Origin of the sequence: Streptomyces sp. NBC_01476, assembly GCF_036227265.1 — a bacterium.
GTDB lineage: Bacteria > Actinomycetota > Actinomycetes > Streptomycetales > Streptomycetaceae > Actinacidiphila.
In genome coordinates this window covers 1170394-1190736 of sequence record NZ_CP109446.1, presented here as the reverse complement: position 1 = coordinate 1190736, position 20343 = coordinate 1170394, and the positions used below count along the sequence as shown (strand labels likewise).

General features: G+C 72.0%; 14 protein-coding genes and 1 pseudogene. 5 read left to right on the top strand and 10 right to left on the bottom strand.

The features are described from left to right. The first annotated feature begins 96 nt into the window (after nt 1-96). Nucleotides 97-1485, top strand: coding sequence for a hypothetical protein (locus tag OG552_RS05205; RefSeq protein WP_329129998.1), 1389 nt, complete (start codon nt 97-99; stop codon nt 1483-1485). A gap of 25 nt (nt 1486-1510) precedes the next feature. Here the strand turns inward: OG552_RS05205 and OG552_RS05200 are convergent, their stop codons facing one another. From OG552_RS05200 to OG552_RS05175, 6 genes and pseudogenes are all read right to left on the bottom strand, one after another. After that, entirely contained in the window at nt 1511-1924 is a 414-nt protein-coding gene (locus OG552_RS05200) for an NTP pyrophosphohydrolase (RefSeq protein WP_329129996.1), read from the bottom strand. 99 nt (nt 1925-2023) lie between these two features. After that, the gene (locus tag OG552_RS05195; RefSeq protein WP_329129994.1) at nt 2024-3040 is read right to left on the bottom strand and encodes a LacI family DNA-binding transcriptional regulator; all 1017 of its coding nucleotides are present in this window, start codon (nt 3038-3040) and stop codon (nt 2024-2026) included. Between the two features lie 116 nt (nt 3041-3156). Beyond that, nucleotides 3157-4188, bottom strand: a complete 1032-nt coding sequence (locus tag OG552_RS05190) for an ABC transporter permease (RefSeq protein ID WP_329129993.1) — start codon at nt 4186-4188, stop codon at nt 3157-3159. Then, nucleotides 4185-5105 carry an ABC transporter permease gene (locus tag OG552_RS05185; protein WP_329140546.1) on the bottom strand — a complete coding sequence of 307 codons (921 nt, stop codon included), beginning with the start codon at nt 5103-5105 and terminating at the stop codon, nt 4185-4187. The genes OG552_RS05190 and OG552_RS05185 overlap by 4 nt, the downstream gene beginning before the upstream one ends. 308 nt (nt 5106-5413) lie before the next feature. After that, nucleotides 5414-6988, bottom strand: a pseudogene (locus OG552_RS05180) (sugar ABC transporter ATP-binding protein); the annotation flags it as partial. Continuing rightward, a complete protein-coding gene (locus OG552_RS05175; RefSeq protein WP_329129991.1) occupies nt 6988-8091 on the bottom strand; it encodes an ABC transporter substrate-binding protein in 1104 nt (367 codons plus the stop codon). The gene OG552_RS05175 and the pseudogene OG552_RS05180, both read right to left, overlap by 1 nt. Nucleotides 8092-8430: 339 nt before the next feature. On the opposite strand from OG552_RS05175, the gene OG552_RS05170 reads away from it, so the two are divergent. After that, complete coding sequence (locus tag OG552_RS05170) at nt 8431-10890, top strand: RICIN domain-containing protein (RefSeq protein WP_329129989.1); 2460 nt, start codon at nt 8431-8433, stop codon at nt 10888-10890. A 37-nt stretch (nt 10891-10927) separates the two neighbouring features. Next, nucleotides 10928-13522 (top strand): glutaminase domain-containing protein, encoded by a 2595-nt coding sequence (locus OG552_RS05165; protein ID WP_329129987.1) that lies wholly within the window; start codon nt 10928-10930, stop codon nt 13520-13522. Nucleotides 13523-13592: 70 nt separating this feature from the next. Here OG552_RS05165 and OG552_RS05160 read toward each other — a convergent pair whose 3' ends face one another. Then, nucleotides 13593-13829: a hypothetical protein gene (locus OG552_RS05160; RefSeq protein ID WP_329129985.1), complete on the bottom strand. Its 237-nt coding sequence runs from the start codon at nt 13827-13829 to the stop codon at nt 13593-13595. 243 nt (nt 13830-14072) lie between these two features. On the opposite strand from OG552_RS05160, the gene OG552_RS05155 reads away from it, so the two are divergent. Then, nucleotides 14073-16196, top strand: a complete 2124-nt coding sequence (locus tag OG552_RS05155) for a SpoIIE family protein phosphatase (RefSeq protein ID WP_329129984.1) — start codon at nt 14073-14075, stop codon at nt 16194-16196. Nucleotides 16197-16281: 85 nt separating this feature from the next. Here OG552_RS05155 and OG552_RS05150 read toward each other — a convergent pair whose 3' ends face one another. Then, on the bottom strand, nt 16282-17763 hold the full coding sequence (locus tag OG552_RS05150) for a hydrolase (RefSeq protein WP_329129983.1): 1482 nt from the start codon (nt 17761-17763) through the stop codon (nt 16282-16284). Between the two features lie 393 nt (nt 17764-18156). Between OG552_RS05150 and OG552_RS05145 the strand changes: the two genes are divergently transcribed. Continuing rightward, nucleotides 18157-19554 carry an NADP-dependent succinic semialdehyde dehydrogenase gene (locus OG552_RS05145; RefSeq protein ID WP_329129981.1) on the top strand — a complete coding sequence of 466 codons (1398 nt, stop codon included), beginning with the start codon at nt 18157-18159 and terminating at the stop codon, nt 19552-19554. A 38-nt stretch (nt 19555-19592) separates the two neighbouring features. Here OG552_RS05145 and OG552_RS05140 read toward each other — a convergent pair whose 3' ends face one another. Continuing rightward, entirely contained in the window at nt 19593-19877 is a 285-nt protein-coding gene (locus tag OG552_RS05140) for a hypothetical protein (protein WP_329129980.1), read from the bottom strand. A 55-nt stretch (nt 19878-19932) separates the two neighbouring features. After that, nucleotides 19933-20250: a hypothetical protein gene (locus OG552_RS05135; protein ID WP_329129978.1), complete on the bottom strand. Its 318-nt coding sequence runs from the start codon at nt 20248-20250 to the stop codon at nt 19933-19935. Between the last annotated feature and the right edge of the window lie 93 nt (nt 20251-20343).

Sequence of the window (20343 nt, the reverse complement as noted above, 5' to 3'; positions counted from 1 at the left end):
GGGCAACCCTTCGGCGTTCTGCGGTGTCCAACCTGTGTCCCGCGCAGCCGACGACGACGCCGCACTGTGACCGGGCCACACCACCGGGGAGTTCAGGTGCATCTCCGTCCCGCCACAGCTCGTACCATCGCCGCTGCCGCACTTCTCCTGGCCACGACCGGGCTCGGGGCACTGCCCGCCCACGCGACCGTCGGCCCACCCGGGCAGCCCTATGAGCTCAACCTCGCCACCGACCGCCCGGCCACCGACTTCGACCACCGCACGGTCGATCTGACCGGTGTGCTGACCACCGCCGACGGCGCACCCGTGGTGAACGGCAGCGTCGTGGTGAGCGAGGACATCGTCTTCGAGACCTGGAACCCGTGGGGCGATCCCATCGATCCGGTCTACACCGAGAGCCGCGCCCTGGGCACCGTGCAGACCGACGCCGAGGGCCGGTTCGCCCTCCCCGGCACGCTGGTCGACCATGTCGGGGACAGCTCGCTGGCGCAGGTCACCCACCTCGTCGACTTCAACGCCGAATATGACCCGGACGGCAACCCGGAGACGTACAACAGTGTTTACGACTCCATCCGGCGGGAGGCCACCGCGCTGCCCACCACGGTGACCTACAAGGTCAGCCGCACCCGGGTGCACACCGGTGACGTCCTCACCGTCAGCGGCACCGTCAACCTGCCGCCGGGGCACGGCAGTCCGGCCGGTACCGAGATCTTCCTGCGGGCGTACTGGGAGGCCCAGTACAACGCCCGGACCACCGCGGACGCGAGCGGGCGGTTCTCGCTCAGCTACACGGTCCGCGACGACGACGGGGACTTCGCGGTCACCACCGCCCCACGGGACTTCTACCTCGCGGGTGTCAGCCACGACCTGGCGGTCAGCCACCCGCTGCCGATGTCCTTCGGCAGCCTCTCCGCGACCGTGGACGCGAACGGGCTCGCCACCGTCAGGACCCAGCTCAACCAGGTCTGCCACCAGGACGAACGGCCCGTGCTCGGCCTGCAGTTCGCCAAGGCGGGCAGCACCGCCTGGAAGACGGTGGCCACGGCCACCAGTGATGCGAACGGCGCGGTGAAGGCCACCTACCAGGGCGGCAACGGCAGTTACCGTTGGGTGCACGCCGAGAGCAACTCCTGCCTCGCTGCCACCTCCGCGGCGAAGGCCGTGCACCGCACCGAGGAACGGATCACCGGCTTCAAGGGCACCCCGCAGCCGGTCCGCAAAGGTGCGCGGCTGGTGCTCACCGGCACCCTCCAGTACCTCAGCGGCTCCACCTGGAAGCACCGCGGCACCGAACCGGTGGAGATCTGGTACCGGACCACATCCACGAGCGCGTGGGTGCGGAAGTCGGTGGTCACGTCCACCACCTCGGGAGCGTTCCAGAAGACCGTCACCGCGAGCGCCGACGGCTGGTGGCGGGCCGTGCAGGTGGGCGACGCCGGCAGCTACACCTCCACCAGCGCCGCCGACTGGATCGACGTCCGCTGACCCGCGGCGGGCCGCCGGGCCGCTGCTACCGGCGGGGGACCGAGTGGGGGCCGATACACACCGCGCCCACCGCTTCCACCCGGCGGCGCAGTTCGCGGTCCGCGGTCACGACCAGGCAGTGCCGGTCAGGGGTGTCCGTACGGCACTTCACGGCGAGCGCGGTGATCAGGTCGTCACCGCTGCCGGAGGCGGACTCCACCCGTACGCCCGGCACCGATGCCACCCCGCGGGCCGCGCCCTCCACCACCAGCACGACCTCCAGCGGCGTGCCGACCGCCCACGGCGGCGCGCCGCCGGCGGCGGGCAGGCCGCCCGCGCCGACCGGCGCCAGCGCGTCCCGCAGCCGCTCGGCGGCGCCGCGCCGGTCGCGCCACCAGCCGTCCGGTACGGAACCGACGACGTTGGCGCCGTCCACGATGAGCAGCGGCCGGTCTGTCATGGACGGCCTCCCGGCGGAGCGGCGGCGATACGGAGCATGCCCGCAGTATGCCGCCGCCTTGCCGCCCGGCCGGGGAGGCGCCGGGCGACGGCCTGCCGCTCAGTCGGCCGGCGCCGTCGACTCGCGGGTGACCAGCGTGTACCCGGGCTGGATCCGTTCTGCCCGGATCTGCGGCGTGCCCGACAGCCGGGCCACCACCCGTTCGACCGCCAGCCGGGCGATGGCCTGCTTGTCCGGGGACACCGTGGTGAGCGCGACCGTGGAGAAGCGGCCCTCCTCGATGTCGTCGAAACCGACCACCGACACGTCCCGGGGCACCCGCAGCCCGCGTTCCACCAGCGCCCGCATCGCGCCCAGCGCCATCAGGTCGTTGTACGCGAAGACCGCGTCGGGCGCGGCTCCGCGGTCCAGCAGCCAGGTCATCGCCGCCGCGCCGTCCCAGCGGCCGTAGCCGTCGGTGGCCGCGACCAGCTCCTCGCCGCAGGGCAGCCCGGCCGCGGCCAGCTCTTCCCGCCAGCCGCGCAGTCTCAGATGGGCCGGGCGGCGGGCCAGCTCGCGGCGGGCGCCGATGAAGGCGATCCGGCGCCGCCCGAGCGCCGTCAGATGGCGTACCGCGGTCCGTGCGGCGGCCACGTTGTCGATCGCGATGTGGTCGTAGGGCGCGTCGTACTCCCGCTCGCCGAGCAGCACCAGCGGCCCGTCGTCTGCGCGCCGGCCGAGCAGGTCGGCGGCCTCCAGCTCGATCGGGCTGAGGATGAGGCCGTCGATCACATGGGCCCGGAAGCCCTGGGAGACCAGCACCTCCTGCTGCCGCAGGCCCGCGGTGTGGTCGAGCAGCACGGTGTAGTCGTGCCGGGCGGCGGCGTCGATCACCGCGCCCGCCAGCTCCGCGAAGTAGGGATTGCCCAGCTCCGGGACGGCGAGCGCGATGATCCCGGTACGGCCCTTGCGCAAGTGACGGGCCGTCAGATTCGGCCGGTAGCCCAGCTCGTCGATCGCCCGCTGCACGCGGTCCCGCATCGCGGGCGTCACATGCGGGTAGTTGTTCACCACGTTGGACACGGTCTTGATGGACACGCCCGCCAGCAGGGCAACGTCTTTGAGGCTGACGCCCACGGACTTCCTTCCCTCTTCCCGCCCCCGGCGGCCTTGCGTGGCGCCGGAGGTTCCGGCCCCAGTGTGCACAAGGTCCGGTGCCGTGCCGGCGAACGGGCGGCACGGCACCGGACCGCTCAGGTGCCGCGGCGGGCCGCGGACAGATACCGCTGGGCGACCACCACGACGATCAGGAAGCCGCCGCTGACCACGGACTGGTAGGAGGAGTCGAGCGAGCCGATCTGGTTGATCAGGTTCTGGATCACGGCGAGCAGCAGCACACCCCACAGCGTGCCGGAGACCGACCCGGCGCCGCCCACCAGCAGGGTGCCGCCGATCACCACCGCGGAGATCGCGTCCAGTTCCATCCCGACGCCGACGATGGTCACACCGGACGACAGCCGGGCCGCGTTGAGCGCTCCGGCCAGCCCGGCGAGCAATCCGCTGAGGGTGTACACGGCCACCTTGGTACGGGCCACCGGCAGCCCCATCAGCAGCGCCGCGTCCCCGCCGCCGCCCACCGCGAAGAGCGCCTGCCCGAAGGAGGTGCGCTGCAGCAGCAGCCCGCCGGCGCAGAAGAGCGCCACCGCGATGAGCACCGGGTAGCCGAAGCCCCACACCTGCCCGCCGCCGAGTTGCCGGAAGGCCGAGCCGCGGGGAACGAGATACGTGGTCGCGCCCTCGTGGGTCAGCGCGAGCAGCAGGCCGCGGGCGCCGAGCAGTGAGGCCAGAGTGACGATGAACGGCGCCATACCGGCGCGCGCCACCAGCAGCCCGTTGACCGCGCCGATCGCCCCGCAGACCGCGAGCGGCAGCAGCAGCGCCGGCAGGAAGCCGTACTGCGAGGCCCAGGCGGCCAGTACCCCGCCGAGTGCGAACACCGACCCGACGGAGAGGTCGATGCCGCCGGTGATGATCACCAGGGTCATGCCGAGGGCGACGATCGCAGGAAAGGACGCCTGGATGGTGATGCCGCGGGTGTTGTCCAGGGTCGGGAAGGCCGAGAAGAGGAAGGAGGAGACCAGGCAGAGCAGCACCAGGACGGCCAGCGCGCCCTGCCGTTGCAGGAGTTCGGCGGCGCGCTGCCGCCCGGAGGGGCGCAGGGCGGCGATCGGGGCGGGCGGTGGGCCGGCCGGGACGGCCAGTGCGGTGTTCAGCGCGGACTTCATCGGGATCGACGCTCCCGGGCTACGTAGACGGCGAGCAGGATGATGCCCGCCTGGACCATCTGGGCGGTGGAGTCGTGCAGGTTGTGGCTGACCAGCGTGGCGTGCAGCAACTGCATCAGCAGTGCGCCCATCACGGTGCCGAGGACCCGGACGGAACCGCCGCTCAGCGGGGTGCCGCCGACCACCACGGCGGTGATCGCGGAGAGCTCCATCAGATTGCCGAGCGAGGACGGGTCGCTCGCGGTCAGCCGGGCGGTGGCCAGCACACCGGCCAGCGCGGCCAGCACACCGCAGATCACGTACACCCCGAGCAGCACCCGGCGTACCGGCAGCCCGGCCAGCGCCGCCGCCGCCCGGTTCCCGCCGACGGCCACCAACTGCCGCCCGAAGGTAGTGCGTTGCACCAGCAGAGCGACCAGGACGGCCAGCACCGCGGCGATGACGACGACCACCGGCACACCGAGCACGCTGTCGGTGCCGAGGTTCAGCAGGTCCTGGTTCCTGATCTGCTTCAGCCGGCCGTGGGCGATGACGAGCGCGAGCCCGCGGCCACCGACGAACAGGGCCAGGGTGGCGACGATCGGCTGCAGGCCGACCACCGACACCAGGGAGCCGTTGACCAGCCCGACCACGACGCCGGCGAGCAGGGCAACCAGCAGCCCCGGGAGCAGGCCGTACCCCAGATAGAGCGGCAGCACCGCGCTCGCCAGGGCCATCGTCGAACCCACCGACAGGTCGACGCCCTCGGTGCCGATCACCAGCGCCATGCCGAGCGCGACGATCAGGACGGGGGAGACCTGAACGGCTTGCGTGCGCAGGTTGTCGGCGGTGAGGAAGCGGTCGGTGAACAGGCCGTTGAAGGCGAGCAGGGCGAGGACCGCGGCGTAGACGCCGTACCGCTGGAGCCAGCCGGTCATGCGCGGGCGGTCCAGGCCGCGGGGGATGGCGAAGGCGGTCACAGCTCGGCCTCCGGGGGGTCGTCGGGGGTCTGGGGGGTCTCGGGGGGCTCGGAGGTCTTGGAGGTCTTGGACGGACGGGGATCGGTGCCGGGACGCGGGGGCTTGCTCGCTACGGGTACGGCGGGTGCGGGTGCCCGGTCGCCGGAGTCGGGACCGCCGGACACCGGGCCGGAGGCGGGGCCGGCGTCCGCTTCCGGGGCCGCCTCCAGACCCGTTTCCAGACCCGTTTCCGGATCCGTTTCCGGGTTCCCTTCCAGGTCCCCTTCCGGGTCGCCCTCGGCGAGCACCGCGAGCAGCGCCGCCTCCGAGACGTCCTCACCGGTCAGTTCGCCGGCCACCGCTCCGGCGCGCAGCACCACGATCCGGTCGGCGCCTTCCACCAGCTCCTCCAGCTCGGAGGAGATCAGCAGCACGGCAAGCCCCTCCGCCGCCAACTCGTCGATGAGCGCCTGGACTTCCGCCTTGGCGCCGACATCGATACCGCGGGTCGGCTCGTCCAGCAGCAGCACCTTCGGCTCCAGGCAGAGCCACCGGGCGAGCAGCACCTTCTGCTGATTGCCGCCGGAGAGCTCGCCGACCTTCTGCTCGGGGCTCGCCGCCTTGATCCGCAGCCGCTTCATGAAGATCTCGACGACACGGTCCTGCCGGCGCCGCGAGACCATGCCGCCGCGGGAGAGCCGGGGGAGCGCGGCGAGCACGATGTTCTCCCGCACCGACAGGCCCGGCACGATCCCCTCCGCCTTGCGGTCCTCCGGCAGCAGGCTGATGCCGGCCCGGATCGCGGCCGCCGAGGTGAGCCGGCGCAGGGTCCGGCCGCCGACCCTGACCTGGCCGGCGTCCAGCGGCAGCGCGCCCGCCAGCGCCTTCGCCGTCTCGCTGCGACCCGACCCCAACAGGCCGCCGAGTCCCAGCACTTCACCCGGTCGCAGCTCCAGGCCGACCTCCTGCAGCAGGTGCCGCCGGGTCAGTCCGGTGGCGGTGAGCACCGGTTCCGGTGCCGCCTCGTGCCCGGCCCCGAAGGCGGTGGTGCCGCTCCTGCGCACCTCGGCGATCTCGCGGCCGAGCATCATCGACACCAACTGGACCCGTGCGGTGTCCCGCAGTGGCCCGGAGTGCACCAGCCGGCCGTCGCGCAGCACCGTCACGCGGTCGCAGATGCGGTAGAGCTCGTCCATCCGGTGGCTGACGTAGACCAGCGAGATGCCCCGCTGGTGGAGTTCACCGATGACCCTGAAGAGGGTCTCGACCTCGCGGGGTTCGAGGGACGAGGTCGGTTCGTCCATCACCACCACCCGGGCCTGGACGCTGACCGCCCGGGCCAGCGCGACCATCTGCTGGGTGCCGACGCCGAGGGTGTGCAGCGGCCGGCGCGGGTCCGCCGTGATGCCGAAACCGGCCAGCAGTTCCGCGGTCTGGCGGTGCATGCTGGTGAAGTCGATCAGGCCGAGCCGGGTCTTGGGCTCGCGGCCCAGGAAGATGTTCCGGGCCACGCTCATCAGCGGGACCAGGTTGACTTCCTGGTAGATGGTGGAGATCCCGGCGCGCTGCGCCTCGTGCGGCCGGTGGAAGACCACCGGCCGCCCGCCGAGGCGCAGTTCGCCCTCGTCGGGGCGGTGCACCCCGGTGAGGATCTTGATCAGGGTGGATTTGCCGGCGCCGTTCTCGCCGACCAACGCGTGGATCTCCCCCGTCCGCAGGGTGAACGACACGTCGTCGAGCGCGACCACACCGGGGAACCGTTTGCCGACGCCGACCGCTTCCAGCACCGGTGCCGGTTCGCGCTCCGGCGGTGGCTGCTGGGGTGGGGCGGACCGGGCCGCGGCGGTGTCCGGCGGCACCATCAGAACGCGCCCGCCACCGACGTCTTGGCGTTGTCCTCGTCGTAGGCGCGGTCGGAGATGATCACGTCCTCGGGGATCGACTCACCGCCGTAGAACTTCTGCGCGGTGGCGAACGCCAGCGGCCCGAAGCGGGGGTTGGACTCGATCACCGCGTTGTACTTGCCGTCCACGATGGCCTGCACCGCGTTCCGGGTGCCGTCCACCGAGACGATCTTGACGTCCTTGCCCGGGTTCTTGCCGGCGCTCTGCAGCGCGGTGACCGCGCCGAGGCCCATCTCGTCGTTCTCCGCGTAGACGGCCGTGATGCCGGGCTTGGACTGGATGAGCTGCTCCATCACCTGCTGGCCCTTGTCCCGGGTGAACTCGCCGGTCTGCTGGGCGACCACCTTCAGCCCGGGCGCCTTGGCGGCGATCTCGTCGACGAAGCCCTTGGTGCGGTCGGTGGTGACGTTGTTGCCGGACGAACCGAGCAGGATCGCCACCTGCCCCTTGCCGCCGGTGGACTTGATCATGGCGTCGGCGGCGCGCTTGCCCTGCTCCACGAAGTCCGAGCCGAGGAAGGTCACATAGTCCTTGCAGGACGTGGCGTTGATCTTCCGGTCGATGGTGATGACCGGGACGTGCTTGGCGGCGGCGGCCTGGAGTGCCGGGTCCAGCCCGTCGGAGTTGAGCGGGGCGACGATGAGCAGCTGGGCGCCCTGCGCCAGCATGTCCTGGATGTCGCTGATCTGCTTGGGGAGCTGGGACTGGGCGTCGGTGGTGAGCAGTTTCTTCACGCCCAGCCTGGCGGCCTCGTCCTTGATCGACTGGGTTTCGGCGATCCGGAACGGGTTGTCCTCCTTCTCCGACTGGGAGAAGCCGACGACCGCGTTCTTCAGGTCGAGCTTGGGAGCGCCGTAGGCGGAGAGTGTGCAGCCCCCGCCGGCCGAGGCGCTCGGCGTCTGGGTGACCTGCTGCTGTGCGGCCTGGCCGGAGCCGCTGGGCGCGGCAGCGGCGTCGCCGTCCTCGGACTTGGAGCAGGCGGTGGCCGTGAGGCCGGCGGTGGCCAGCAGTACGCAGACGGCGAGCGCGCGCGTTCTGCGGGTGAGCGGGCGTATGGTCATGCTCACGACACTCCTTCTTCTACGGTGCCCCGGCGAGCGGGTACGGCGTACGGGGAGGGTGGGTGCACCGGGAGCCTGAAGTGGCCGTCCCGTGCTGCGGATTTACAACGTTATACAGACGGCGCGGCGACTCGACAAGGAGTCGCGCGGAGACTTTCGGAAGCTTGCCGTTCGTCGACCCACCGCGTTGACCAGCCATCAAAAACTCCTCCCGTGAGTTCTGTTGCCACTGTGGACACGGCCCCGAAGCCGTGCTGTCATGCCGGATGGCAGCGCATCTTTCCAACGTTGGAATAGCCGGTTCGGAGGGATGCCCCCCAGTGCCAGGAGGCCACCCCCATGCCCCTGAACCGCAGATCCTTTGTCACCACCACGCTGGCGGCGGGAGCCGCCGCCGGCATCCCGCCGGCCCTGGCCGGTCCCGCCAGGGCCGCCGCACCCACCACCGCGGCAGGCGCCGCCGGCCGGGTCGCGCCGGCCCCCGGCGGTCTCTACACACCCAACGCGGCGCCGCTGGCGCCCACCGCCTTCCTCCGCCTGCCGCCCGGCGCGGTCACCGCCCGCGGCTGGCTCGACGGCGAGCTGCGCCGCCAGCTGGCCGGGCTCTGCGGGCAGTACGCGGCGGCCTCGCACTTCCTCGACATGAACACCAGCGGCTGGGCCCACCCCGCCAACACCGGCTGGGAGGAGGTCCCTTACTGGCTGCGCGGCTACACGGACCTCGCCGTGCTCACCGGGGACGCCACCGCACTGGCCGCGGTGCGCCGCTGGATCGACGCCATCCTCGCCACCGCCCAGCCGGACGGTTTCTTCGGCCCGACCGCCTTGCGCACCTCGCTCGGCGGCGGCCCGGACTTCTGGCCGTACCTGCCGCTGACCTGGGCGCTGCGCAACTGGCAGGAGTACAGCGGCGACGGCCGGATCGTCCCGCTGCTCACCGCCTTCTTCCGGTACATGAACGCCCAGGGTCCTGGTGCCTTCAACCAGAGCTGGGTGTCGGTGCGCTGGGGCGACGGCCTGGACAGCGTCTTCTGGCTCTACAACCGCACCGGTGACGCCTTTCTGCTGACCCTCGCCGACAAGATCCACGCCGGCGGCGCCAACTGGGTGAACAACCTGCCGTCCCTGCACAACGTCAACATCGCCCAGGGCTTCCGTGAACCCGCCCAGTACGCACTGCGCTCCCCGTCCACCGCCCTCAGCCAGGCCGCTTACCAGAACTACACCGCGGTGATGACGAGTTGGGGCCAGTTCCCGGGCGGCGGCTTCGCCGGTGACGAGAACGCCCGGCCGGGCTTCGGCGACCCCCGGCAGGGCTTCGAGACCTGCGGCATCGTCGAGTTCATGGCCAGCCACCAGCTGCTGACCCGGATCACCGGCGACCCGGTGTGGGCCGACCGCTGCGAGGACCTCGCCTTCAACTCACTGCCCGCCGCCCTCGACCCCGACGGCAGGGCGGTCCACTACATCACCGCCGCCAACAGCGTCGACCTGGACAACGCCCCCAAGACGCAAGGGCAGTTCCAGAACGGCTTCGCCATGCAGGCGTTCATGCCCGGCGTCGACCAGTACCGCTGCTGCCCGCACAACTACGGCATGGGCTGGCCCTACTTCACCGAGGAGCTGTGGCTCGCCACCCCCGACCACGGCCTGGCCGCGGCGATGTACGCGCCCAGTTCCGTCACCGCGAAGGTCGCCGACGGCGTCAGCGTCACCATCACCGAGACCACCGACTACCCCTTCGGCGACAGCATCACCCTGACCGTGTCCGTCCCGCGCCCGCTCGCCTTCCCGCTCTACCTGCGTATCCCCGGCTGGTGCACGGCCCCGCGCATCACGGTCGGCGGCGCCACCACCACCGCCCCCGCGGGACCCGCCTTCACCGTGCTGAACCGGACCTGGCGGAACGGCGACACGGTCACCCTGCGGCTTCCGCAGAACACCACCGTCCGCAGCTGGCCCGGCAACCACGGCGCCACCGCGATCGACCACGGACCGCTCACGTACGCGCTGAGCATCGGTGAGAGTTACGTCCAGTACGCCGGCAGCGCCCAGTTCCCCAGCTACGAGGTGCACGCCACCAGCCCCTGGAACTACGGCCTCGCCCTGGACGCCGGCAACCCCGCCTTCAGCCGGACCGCCGGGCCGCTGCCCGCCAACCCCTTCACCCAGGGCGGCACTCCGGTGCGCATCACCGCGCCGGCCCGCCGGATCGCCGAGTGGCAGGCCGACAGCGAGCACGTGGTCACCCCCTTGCAGGACTCCCCGGCCCGCAGCACGGCGGCCGTCGAGACCGTCACCCTCGTCCCGATGGGCGCGGCCCGGCTGCGGATCTCCGCCTTCCCCACCGCCACCCCGGACGGCCGGCCGTGGACACCGGCCGGCGACTACCGCCGCATCCGCAACCGCAACTCCGGCAAGGTCATGGGTGTCGACCTGATGTCCACCGCGAACAGCGCCCACGTGGTGCAGTTCGACGACAACGGCACCGCCGACCACCTCTGGCAGCTCGTCCCGGACACCGACGGCTGGTACCGGATCCGCAACCTCAACTCGGGCAAAGTGCTCGGTGTCGACCTGATGTCCACCGCCAACAGCGCCCAGGTCGTGCAGTTCGACGACAACGGCACCGCCGACCACCTCTGGCAGCTGATCGACAACGGCGACGGCTGGTACCGGATCCGCAACCTCAACTCCGGCAAGGTGCTGGGCGTCGACCTGATGTCCACCGCCAACAGCGCGCCTGTCGTGCAGTTCGACGACAACGGGACCGCGGACCACCTCTGGCAGTTCAGCTGACCCCGCTTCCCCCACCCTGACCAGGACGGACTTCACCGTGACCTCCGAAGACTCCCGTATGCCCCGGCCCGGACGACGCGAACTCCTGCGCTGGAGCGCGGTATTGACGGTGGCAGCGGCCACCGGTGGCCGGCTGGCGGCGGGCACCGCGCACGCCGCCGCGCCCACCGCCTCCCCGCAGGCCGCTGCCACTTCCACGTTCAGCCCGCTGCGCCCGCCCGCGGTGCCGCTGGCCGTCCGCTCGCCGTATCTCTCGACCTGGCTGCCGGCCGACAACCTCGCGGGCACCTGGTCCACCTTCTGGAACGGCCACATCGCCGCGCTCTGCGGCCTGGCCCGGATCGACGGCGCCGCCTACATCTTCGCCGGCGCCCCCTCCGTGCCCGGCGGCCCCACCCTGACCCCCATGGAGCAGGTCTCCCTGCACTTCACCGCCACCCGCTCGGTGTTCACCCTCAGCGGCGGCGGCGTCACGCTCACCGTCACCTTCTTCTCCCCCGTCGACCTGGGCAATCTGCGCCGCCAGAGCGTGCCGCTGAGCTACGTCACCGTGCGGGCCGCCGCCAACGACGGCCAGGCGCACACCGTGGACATCCACCTCGACGTGTCCGGCGAGTGGGTGCACGGCGACACCGCCACTCCCATCACCTGGGCGCAGGAGCGGGCCGGCCGGATGACCGTACTCAGCTGCCGGCCGGCCACCCCGGGGGTGCTCCAGGAGCACGGTGACCAGGCGTCCTGGGGCCGTATGGTCCTGGCCGCCCCCACCGGCACCGGCCTGACCTGGCAGATCGGCCAGGACACGGTGGTGCGCGCCGCCTCGGCGGCCGACGGGCGGCTGGCCGGCACCGTGGACAGCGACCAGCCCCGCGCGATCAACGACCGCTGGCCGGTGCTCGGCCTCAACCGCGACTTCGGCACCGTCGAAGCCGGCAGGCCGTCACCGGAGTTCACCGTCACCCTGGGCCATGTCCGCACCCCCGCGGTCAGTTACCTCGGCGCGCAGCTCCAGCCCTGGTGGACGCGGTACTGGCACACCTGGACCGACATGGTCGGCTGGTTCGACGCCGACCACCGCGCCGCGCTGGCCGCCGCCACCGCCCTCGACCGGCGCATCCACGACGCCGCGGTGACCGCCGCGGGCGGCGGCAGCACCGGCGAGAACTACGCCGCGGTCTGCGCCCTCGCCCTCCGGCAGGCGGTGGCCGGCACCGAACTGGTCGACCACGGCGGCAGCCCCTGGGCGTTCCTCAAGGAGATCTCCTCCGACGGCAACATGTCGACGATCGACGTCACCTATCCGGCCTTCCCCGCCTATCTGTACCTCTCCCCTGACTATCTGCGGCTCCTCCTCGAACCCCTGCTGGACTACGCCGAACACGGCGGCTGGCCCAAGGAGTTCGCCGAGCACGACCTCGGCTCCGGCTATCCCAACGCCACCGGGCACAACGACGGCAACGAGGAGGACATGCCGGTCGAGGAGTCGGCGAACATGCTCATCATGGCCGCCGCCCTCATCCAGCGACTGCCCGCCAGTGAAGCGGCCGCCTTCGCCCGTGCGCACTACCCGATCCTGCGCCAGTGGGCCGAGTACCTCGTCGCCAACGCCCTCGACCCCGGCTTCCAGAACCAGACCGACGACTTCACCGGTTTCATCGCGCACAGCGCCAACCTCGCCCTCAAGGGCATCATCGGCATCGGCGCGATGAGCATCGTCGCCACCGCGCACGCGAAGGCCGCCGACGCCGCCCACTACCGCACCCTGGCCCGCGGCTACATCAGCCAGTGGACCTCGCTCGCGGAGGACCCCAGCGGCAGCCACCTCAAGCTCGCCTACGACCAGGACGGCACCTGGAGCCTGAAGTACAACGGCTTCCCCGACCGGCTGCTCGGGCTCGACCTGGTGCCGACCGGCACCGCCGCCAGGGAAGCCGCCTGGTACTCCGCCCACGCCGGCACGTACGGCATCGAACTCGACCCCCGCAACGACTACACCAAGGGCGACTGGGAGCTGTGGACGGCGGCCTGGCTGGCCGGCCATCCCGGCACCCGCGACGTCCTGGTCAACGGCGTCCACAACTTCGTCAGCACCTCGCCCCAGCGGGTGCCGTTCACCGACTGGTACGTGGTGGCCACCGCGGCACAGCGCGGCTTCCAGGACCGGCCGGTGGTCGGCGGCATGTTCGCCCTGCTGCTGCCACCGGCCCGCTCCGCGGTCCGCTGGCACCGCATCCAGAACCGCCGCTCCGGGAAGGTGCTGGCCGTCGCGGGGATGTCCCTGGCCGACACCGCCGAGGTCACGCAGTCCCGTAGCCATGGGACCGCCGACCAGCTCTGGACGCTGCTCGACAACGGCGACGGCACCGTACGCCTGCAGAACCGCAACAGCGGCAAGGTGCTGGCGGTGCACGACCAGAGCCTGGCCGACGGCGCGCATGTCCAGCAGTTCCAGGACAACGGCACACCCGACCACCTCTGGCGGCTGGTGCGGGACCGCGACGGCTGGTCGAAGATCGTCAACGTGCGCTCGGGGAAGGTCCTCGCGGTGGACGGCAGGTCGCTCTCGGACGGCGCTCAGGTCGTCCAGTGGACCGACGACGGGACCGCCGACCACCTGTGGCGGCTGGTCTGACCACCGCGCCGCCCCGGCTCCGGGGCCCCGCACGCGGGGCCCCGCACCGCCCGGCGCGCGGAGGCCGGACTCAGTAGAGCGGGCCGGGCGCCGGGATCGGGTTGGGCTCGGGCGTCGGCGGCACCGGGTCGGGGCCGGGTGCGGGCGGCGACGGCTCGGGTCCCGGGGCCGGGGGCACCGGGTCGGGCGCCGGGCCGGGCACAGGACGCGGTTCGGGCGCGGGTACGGGGTCGGGCCCCGGCGCCGGCTCCCCGGGGCGCCCCGGAGGCACCGGTGCGGGGAACGGGTCGGGGGTGGGCTCGGTCATCGGACACTCCCGTGGCTCGGGCGGGAACGCGGACCGCTCCCGCGGTTGAACCCAGCGCGTACCCCCGCTGCGCCCACCCATGCCGCGCACGGCGAGCGGGCCGCGGGTGGTCCGTCGCGGCCTTCGATCCAGGACAATGAACGCAAGGGGTAGATAATAGCCATATTGCTTCCCTGGTATCCGTCCCGCCCGTCCCGCCCCGCCATTTGCCCATGGCCGCAGATCCGACCCCGGAGCACGCGCATGGCACCTCCTCAGCACTCGCTGCGCGGCCGTCCCTACGATCCCCGGCTCGACCCGCCCGGGGGGCGCAAGGGCGGGCGGATCACCGCGTCGCGGATCGGCCCCGGCGAGCGGCTCGCCATCAACGGACTGGGCAGCTTCGACTGGGACCTCGACCAGGGCACCTTCGACCTGGACCAGGCCGGGCTCGCCGTCTTCGACCTGCGCCCGGAGGAGTACGACCGCAGCCCCGAGTCCCTGGTGCTGCGGGTGACCCCCGAGGAGGGCGCCCGGCTGGACAGCGCGGTGCGCAAGGCGCTCCAGTCGGGACGGCGCAGCTACGGCGGGTACTTCCAGGTCACCCGGCGTGACGGCATCAAGCAGTGGACGTACACCCAGGGCACGATCCTGCGCGACGAGCGGGGCAACGCGTACCGGATCGTGGGCATCGTCCGGGACGCCACCGACGAACTCGCCCACGCCCCGCTGGGCGGCGGTCTCCCGCCGGGGCCGGAGCGGCGCACCCTGCCGTCCATCCTGCGGTGGACCACCGAAGCGCTGTCGCACGCGGTCACTGTGGAGGACGTCACCGCCGTGCTCACCGGAGCCGGCGGGCTGGAGCGGTTCGGCGCCGAAGGACTCGCCCTGGGGCTGGTCGAGGGCCTCACCTTGAGGTTCGTGGCGGCGGCCGGCTACTCGGTGGGCGGCCTCGATACGCTTCCGCCCCGCCGGCTCAGCGAGCCGCTGCCGCTGACCACCACCGTGATGACGCAGCGGCCGCTGTACTCCACCGACTTCGACCAGCTGCGGAAGCGCTTTCCGCTGCTGGGCCCCTACCGGGAGTGGACCGGCATGTCCTCCGCCGCCTTCCTGCCGCTGATCGCCCAGGGCCGCTCGATCGGGGGCCTGGCGCTGTTCTACGGCAGCCGCGAGGGCTTCAGCCGCGAGGACCGGGAGCTGGCCGAGTCGCTGGCCGGCATCCTCGCCCAGTCCTTGCAGCGGGCGATCCTCTTCGACCAGGAGCGGGAGTTCGCCACCGGGCTGCAGGAGTCGATGCTGCCCCGGCACATCCCGCGCTTCGAGAGCGCCGAGATCGCGGTCCGCTACCACGCCGCCTGGGGCGGCCGGGAGGTCGGCGGCGACTGGTACGACGTGGTGGCGCTGCCGCAGAACCGGGTCGGCCTGGTCGTCGGCGACGTGCAGGGACACGACACGCACGCGGCGGCTGTGATGGGCCAGCTGCGGATCGCGCTGCGGGCGTACGCCGCCGAGGGCCATCCGCCGTCCACCGTGCTGGCCCGGGCCTCGCTCTTCCTGGCGGAACTCGACACCGATCGCTTCGCGACCTGCGACTACGCCCAGCTCGACCTGAACACCGGCACCATCTGGGCGGCGCGGGCCGGACACCTCGGGCCGCTGATCCGGCACACCGACGGCCGTACCGGCTGGCCCAACGTCCGCGGCGGCCTGCCGCTGGGCCTGGCCACCGTCCTTGATCTGCAGGAGTTCCCCGAGACCCGGCTCGACCTGGTGCCCGGCGAGACGATGGTGTTCTGCACCGACGGCATGGTCGAGGAGCGCGGTGTGGACATCACCATCGGCATGGAGGCGCTCGCCGAGGCCGTCCACAACGGCCCCCAGCACGCGGAGCAGTTGGCCGACCACCTCGCCGACAGCCTCTGGGAGCGCTGGGGTTCGGACGACGACGTGGCCCTGCTGATCGTCCGCAGGTCGCCCGACCCCGGCACCGAACGTGCGCCGCGGATGCACGCTTACGTACACCAGGCCGACCCCGAGGGTCTGGCCGATGCCCGTGATGCGCTGCGTCAGGCGCTGCGCGACTGGCAGCTGTCCGATCTCGCCGACGACGTCGAACTCGCCGCGGGGGAACTGCTGGTGAATGTGCTGCTGCACACCGAGGGCGGCGCTGTGCTCACCTTGGAGGTGCTGCCGGAGCCCGTCCGCCGGGTGCGGCTGTCGGTGCAGGACCGCTCCAGCGTGTGGCCGCGCCGCCGGTCGCCCGGCGAGGCGGCCACCTCGGGCCGCGGACTGCTGATGATCGACGCGATGGCGGTGCGCTGGGGGGTCGAACCGCGCGGCGAAGGCAAGGCCGTCTGGTGCGAGTTCGGCCCCACGGAGCAGTGACCCCGCCGCCGGACCCGTCAGCCGACCCGTCATCCGACCCGCCGCCGGACCGGCCGGGGGCCGGACCGGCGGCAGGCAGCGCGGATCAGCTGACGTTGAGCGCCACGTCGTCCACCACGAAGGACGTCTGCAGCTTGGAGCCCTCCACCCCGGTGAACTTGACCGTCACCGTCTGCCCGGCGTACGCGCCCAGATCGAAGCTGCGCTGGGTGAAGCCGGAGGCGGCGTTCACGTTCGAGTACGTGGCCAGGGTGCTCAGTACCGTGCCGGAGGAGTTCAGCACCTGCGCCTTGAGTGTGTCGTACACCGTCGAACCGGTCTCGGCGGTGTCGATGTGCAGCCAGAAGCTCAAGGTCGCGGCGCAGCCGGAGCCGATGGTCACCGACTGGGAGAGCGTGTCGGTGGTCGCCTTGCCGTAGCCGTCGAGCCACGCCTTGTACGAACCGCTGTGCGCCGCTTCGCTGCTGGAGTTGTTGATCACTCCGCTGGAGGCGGACCAGGAGGAGGCACCGGACTCGAAGCCGGGGTTGGCCAGGAGCTGGGCGTCCGTGCAGCTGCCGCCACCGCCGCCGGTGGTGGTCCCGCCGGTTGTGGTGCCGCCGGTTGTGGTGCCGCCGGAGCCGCTGCCGGCCAGCCACGCGGTGGCGTTCAGCGCGAGCGCCGCGTCCGTGCCGGCCGGGTCGTTCCAGCCGTCGTAGAGCGTGTTGCCGGACTGGCCGGTGCCGTCGTCGACCGGTGAGCTGTCGCCCCAGATGGCCACCCGGCCGCTGCCGAAGGTGCTGGTGACGAAGAACGCCCCGGAGTTGCCCGAGCTGCCGGCGGTGTAGAGCAGGCCCTTGACGTTCGGGTTGTCGTTCGGCTTGAGGGTGAAGGTGGTGCCGTCGCGCAGGATGCTGCCGGTGACGGTGCCGAACGGGCCGTGCAGTACCGGGTCGGAACTGCTGCTGATGGCACGGGGGTTGTCGGTGCTGATGTCCTTGAGGTCGACGGAGAAGCCGAACGGGTCGGTGTTGTCGACGCCGTTGTTGGTGAGCAGGTCGTTGATGACGCACGGCGAGTCGCAGCCGTCGTTGTTGCGGTCGCTGTTGTTGTGGTCGGAGATCAGGAAGAGGCCGCCGCCGGCCTGCACGAACTTCATCACCGCGGTCTTCTCCGCGGCGCTGAGCTTCACGTTGGGCTCGGTCAGCACGAAGGTGTCGAAGTTGCTCAGGTCCTGTGCGCCGGACGAGCCGTAGGTGATGGTCTTCCCCGACGGCAGGGTGTTCAGCTGGTACCCGCCGGTCTTCTGCAGGGCCACGCCCCACGAGGACAGGGCGCCGGTCCAGTCGGTCTCCGAGCTGGGGCTGGAGTCCTGGCCGAGCGGGTCGGGCTGGCTGGTGCTGATGATCCAGTCGGCGTTGCCGGCCGTTTCGGCCTTGGTGTTGTCGAAGAGCACGCGGTGCGCCGGTGCGGCGGGCGCGGCCTGCGCACTGCCGGTGGCGACACCGGCGGCGCCCAGGGCGAGCACGCCCAGCGCGGCGGCCGCGCCGATCAGCACGCGGCTGCGGGGCATACGGGGACCAGGCATCCGTCAACCTCCAGGTGGGGGGGCGATCAGTGGGGGGAGTGGATCGGAGACACGGGAGACTCGGGAGACACGGAGAACCACGGAGGTGCGCGATGATTCTGCGCGCGTAGAACCGGTGACCGATGTGCCGGGAGTTACCGGCCGGTGAACGCTTCCGGTCGGATCCGCGGGGGGCGGTCTGGCGGCGGGCGGCCACCGGTGGCGGGACCGGGCAGGACCGCGCCAGGCCCGGGGCGACCCGGTTGGGCGGCGAGCTGGTGCGGCCCGGCGGGGGGCGGGAGAGGATGGGGCCGCATGGACCGGCGGGGTGCGGGTAGGCGGCCCGGCCGGACCGCCCGTGCGGACGCCGGGCCGTGAGCCGGCATCCGGCCCCGGCAGGAGGAGGAACCCAGCATGCCCATCGCCACCGTGAACCCCGCGACCGGGGAGACCCTGCGGACCTTCGACGCGCTCGGGGCGGACGGGATCGAGGAACGGGTCGCCCGGGCCGAGAGCACGTTCCGGAGCTACCGCCTGACCGACTTCGCCACCCGCGCCGGGCTGCTCGAATCCGCCGCCGACCTGCTGGACAAGGAGCGGGACGAGATCGCCCGCACCATGACCACCGAGATGGGCAAGACCTTCGCCGCGGCCAAGGCGGAAGCCGCCAAGTGCGCCAAGGCGATGCGCTGGTACGCGGCCAACGCCGAGCGGCTGCTGGCCGACGAGCTCCCCGCCGAGGCCGACGTCGAGGACAGCGGCGCGCACCGCGCGTACGTGCGCCACCGCCCGCTGGGTGTCGTGCTGGCCGTCATGCCGTGGAACTTCCCGCTCTGGCAGGTGGTCAGGTTCGCCGCCCCTGCCCTGATGGCCGGGAACGTCGGCCTGCTCAAGCACGCCTCCAATGTCCCGCAGACCGCCCTCTACCTGGGTGACCTCTTCCACCGGGCGGGCTTCCCCGAGGGCTGCTTCCAGACCCTGCTGGTCGGCTCCGACGCCATCGAGCACGTGCTCCGCGACCCCCGGGTGGCCGCCGCGACGCTCACCGGCAGCGAGGGCGCGGGCCGCGCGGTCGCCGCGATCGCCGGCGACGAGGTCAAACCGACCGTGCTGGAGCTGGGCGGCAGCGACCCCTTCGTGGTGATGCCCTCCGCCCGCGACGAGCTGGACCACGCGGTGCACACCGCGGTCACCGCCCGGGTGCAGAACAACGGCCAGTCGTGCATCGCCGCCAAGCGGTTCATCGTGCACGAGGACATCTACGACGACTTCGCCGCCGCCTTCAGCCGTGCGATGAGCGCGCTGGTGGTCGGCGACCCGATGGACCACTCCACCGACATCGGCCCGCTCTCCACCGAGCAGGGCCGCGCCGACCTGGAGGAACTCGTCGAGGACGCGCGCGCCAAGGGCGCCACCGTGCTGTGCGGGGCCCGCCGCCCGAAGGCGCTGCCGCCGGGCTGGTTCTACGAGCCGACCGTGCTCACCGACGTCACCGAGGCGATGCGGATCCACCGCGAGGAGGCGTTCGGCCCGGTCGCCACGCTCTACCGGGTGCCGGACCTGGACGCGGCGGTGGCGCTCGCCAACGACTCGCCCTTCGGCCTGAGTTCCAACGTCTGGACCCGGGACACCGACGAGCAGCAGCGCTTCGTCCGCGACCTGCAGGCCGGCGGCGTCTTCTTCAACGGGATGACCGCCTCGCACCCTGCCCTCCCGTTCGGCGGCATCAAGCGCTCCGGCTACGGCCGTGAACTCTCCGGCCAGGGCATCAAGGCGTTCTGCAACGTCACCACGGTCTGGTACGGCCGCTGAGCCGGTCCGGGAGCAGACTCTCCCGGCCGGCTCAGGGCTCAGCAGAACCAGCCGTTCTGCACCCACCCGTGCCGGTTGATGTCCCCGTAGGCGAAGCCGTACACCCATGTGCCGTTCACCTGCTCCACCAGGAAGGTCTGGCCCTGGTAAAGCGTGCCCATCCAGGCGCCGACCGGTTCGGTGCGGACATAGAGGTCCTGGGCGCAGACGGTCTCCCGGACTCCGACGGTGCCGTTCGCGGCCTGCGCCGGGACAGCGCTGGCCAGCAGGGCCGCGGCGGCGAGCACGGCGCCGGCGGCAGTGGTCGTTGCGGTACGCAGCATGATCGACTCCTTTGGTGTGCGCGGGTAGTGGGGGCGGGCGGCGGGCCGGGCGCCGTCACCAGGAGTCGTAGCCGCCGATGCACTCGATGCGCAGATAGCCCCAGTCGTTGGGGCCGTAGTCGAAGCCGGCGGCCCACCCGTTGTAGACCGGGTGCGAACCGGGGGTGTGGCCGATCTTGTCGCCGTAACCGAGGGTGCGCTTGAGCCCGGTCGGGCCGCCGGAGCTGTCGTAGTTGGCGTAGAAGCCGGCGCTCTGGCAGACCACGATCGCGTGCTCGGGCGGCACCGCGGCCTCCGCGGAAGGCAGCAGGGCGCTGAGGGCGGGTGCGGCCAGGGCGCAGGCGGCGATGAGCGTACGACGGCGTCGCGTCATGTCACGTCCAGGGGTGAGGGAGGTGCCGGACGGTGCGGAAGTGCCGGGAGCTACGCGCGTCACTGTACGATCCTGACGCGCCCCTGACAACAC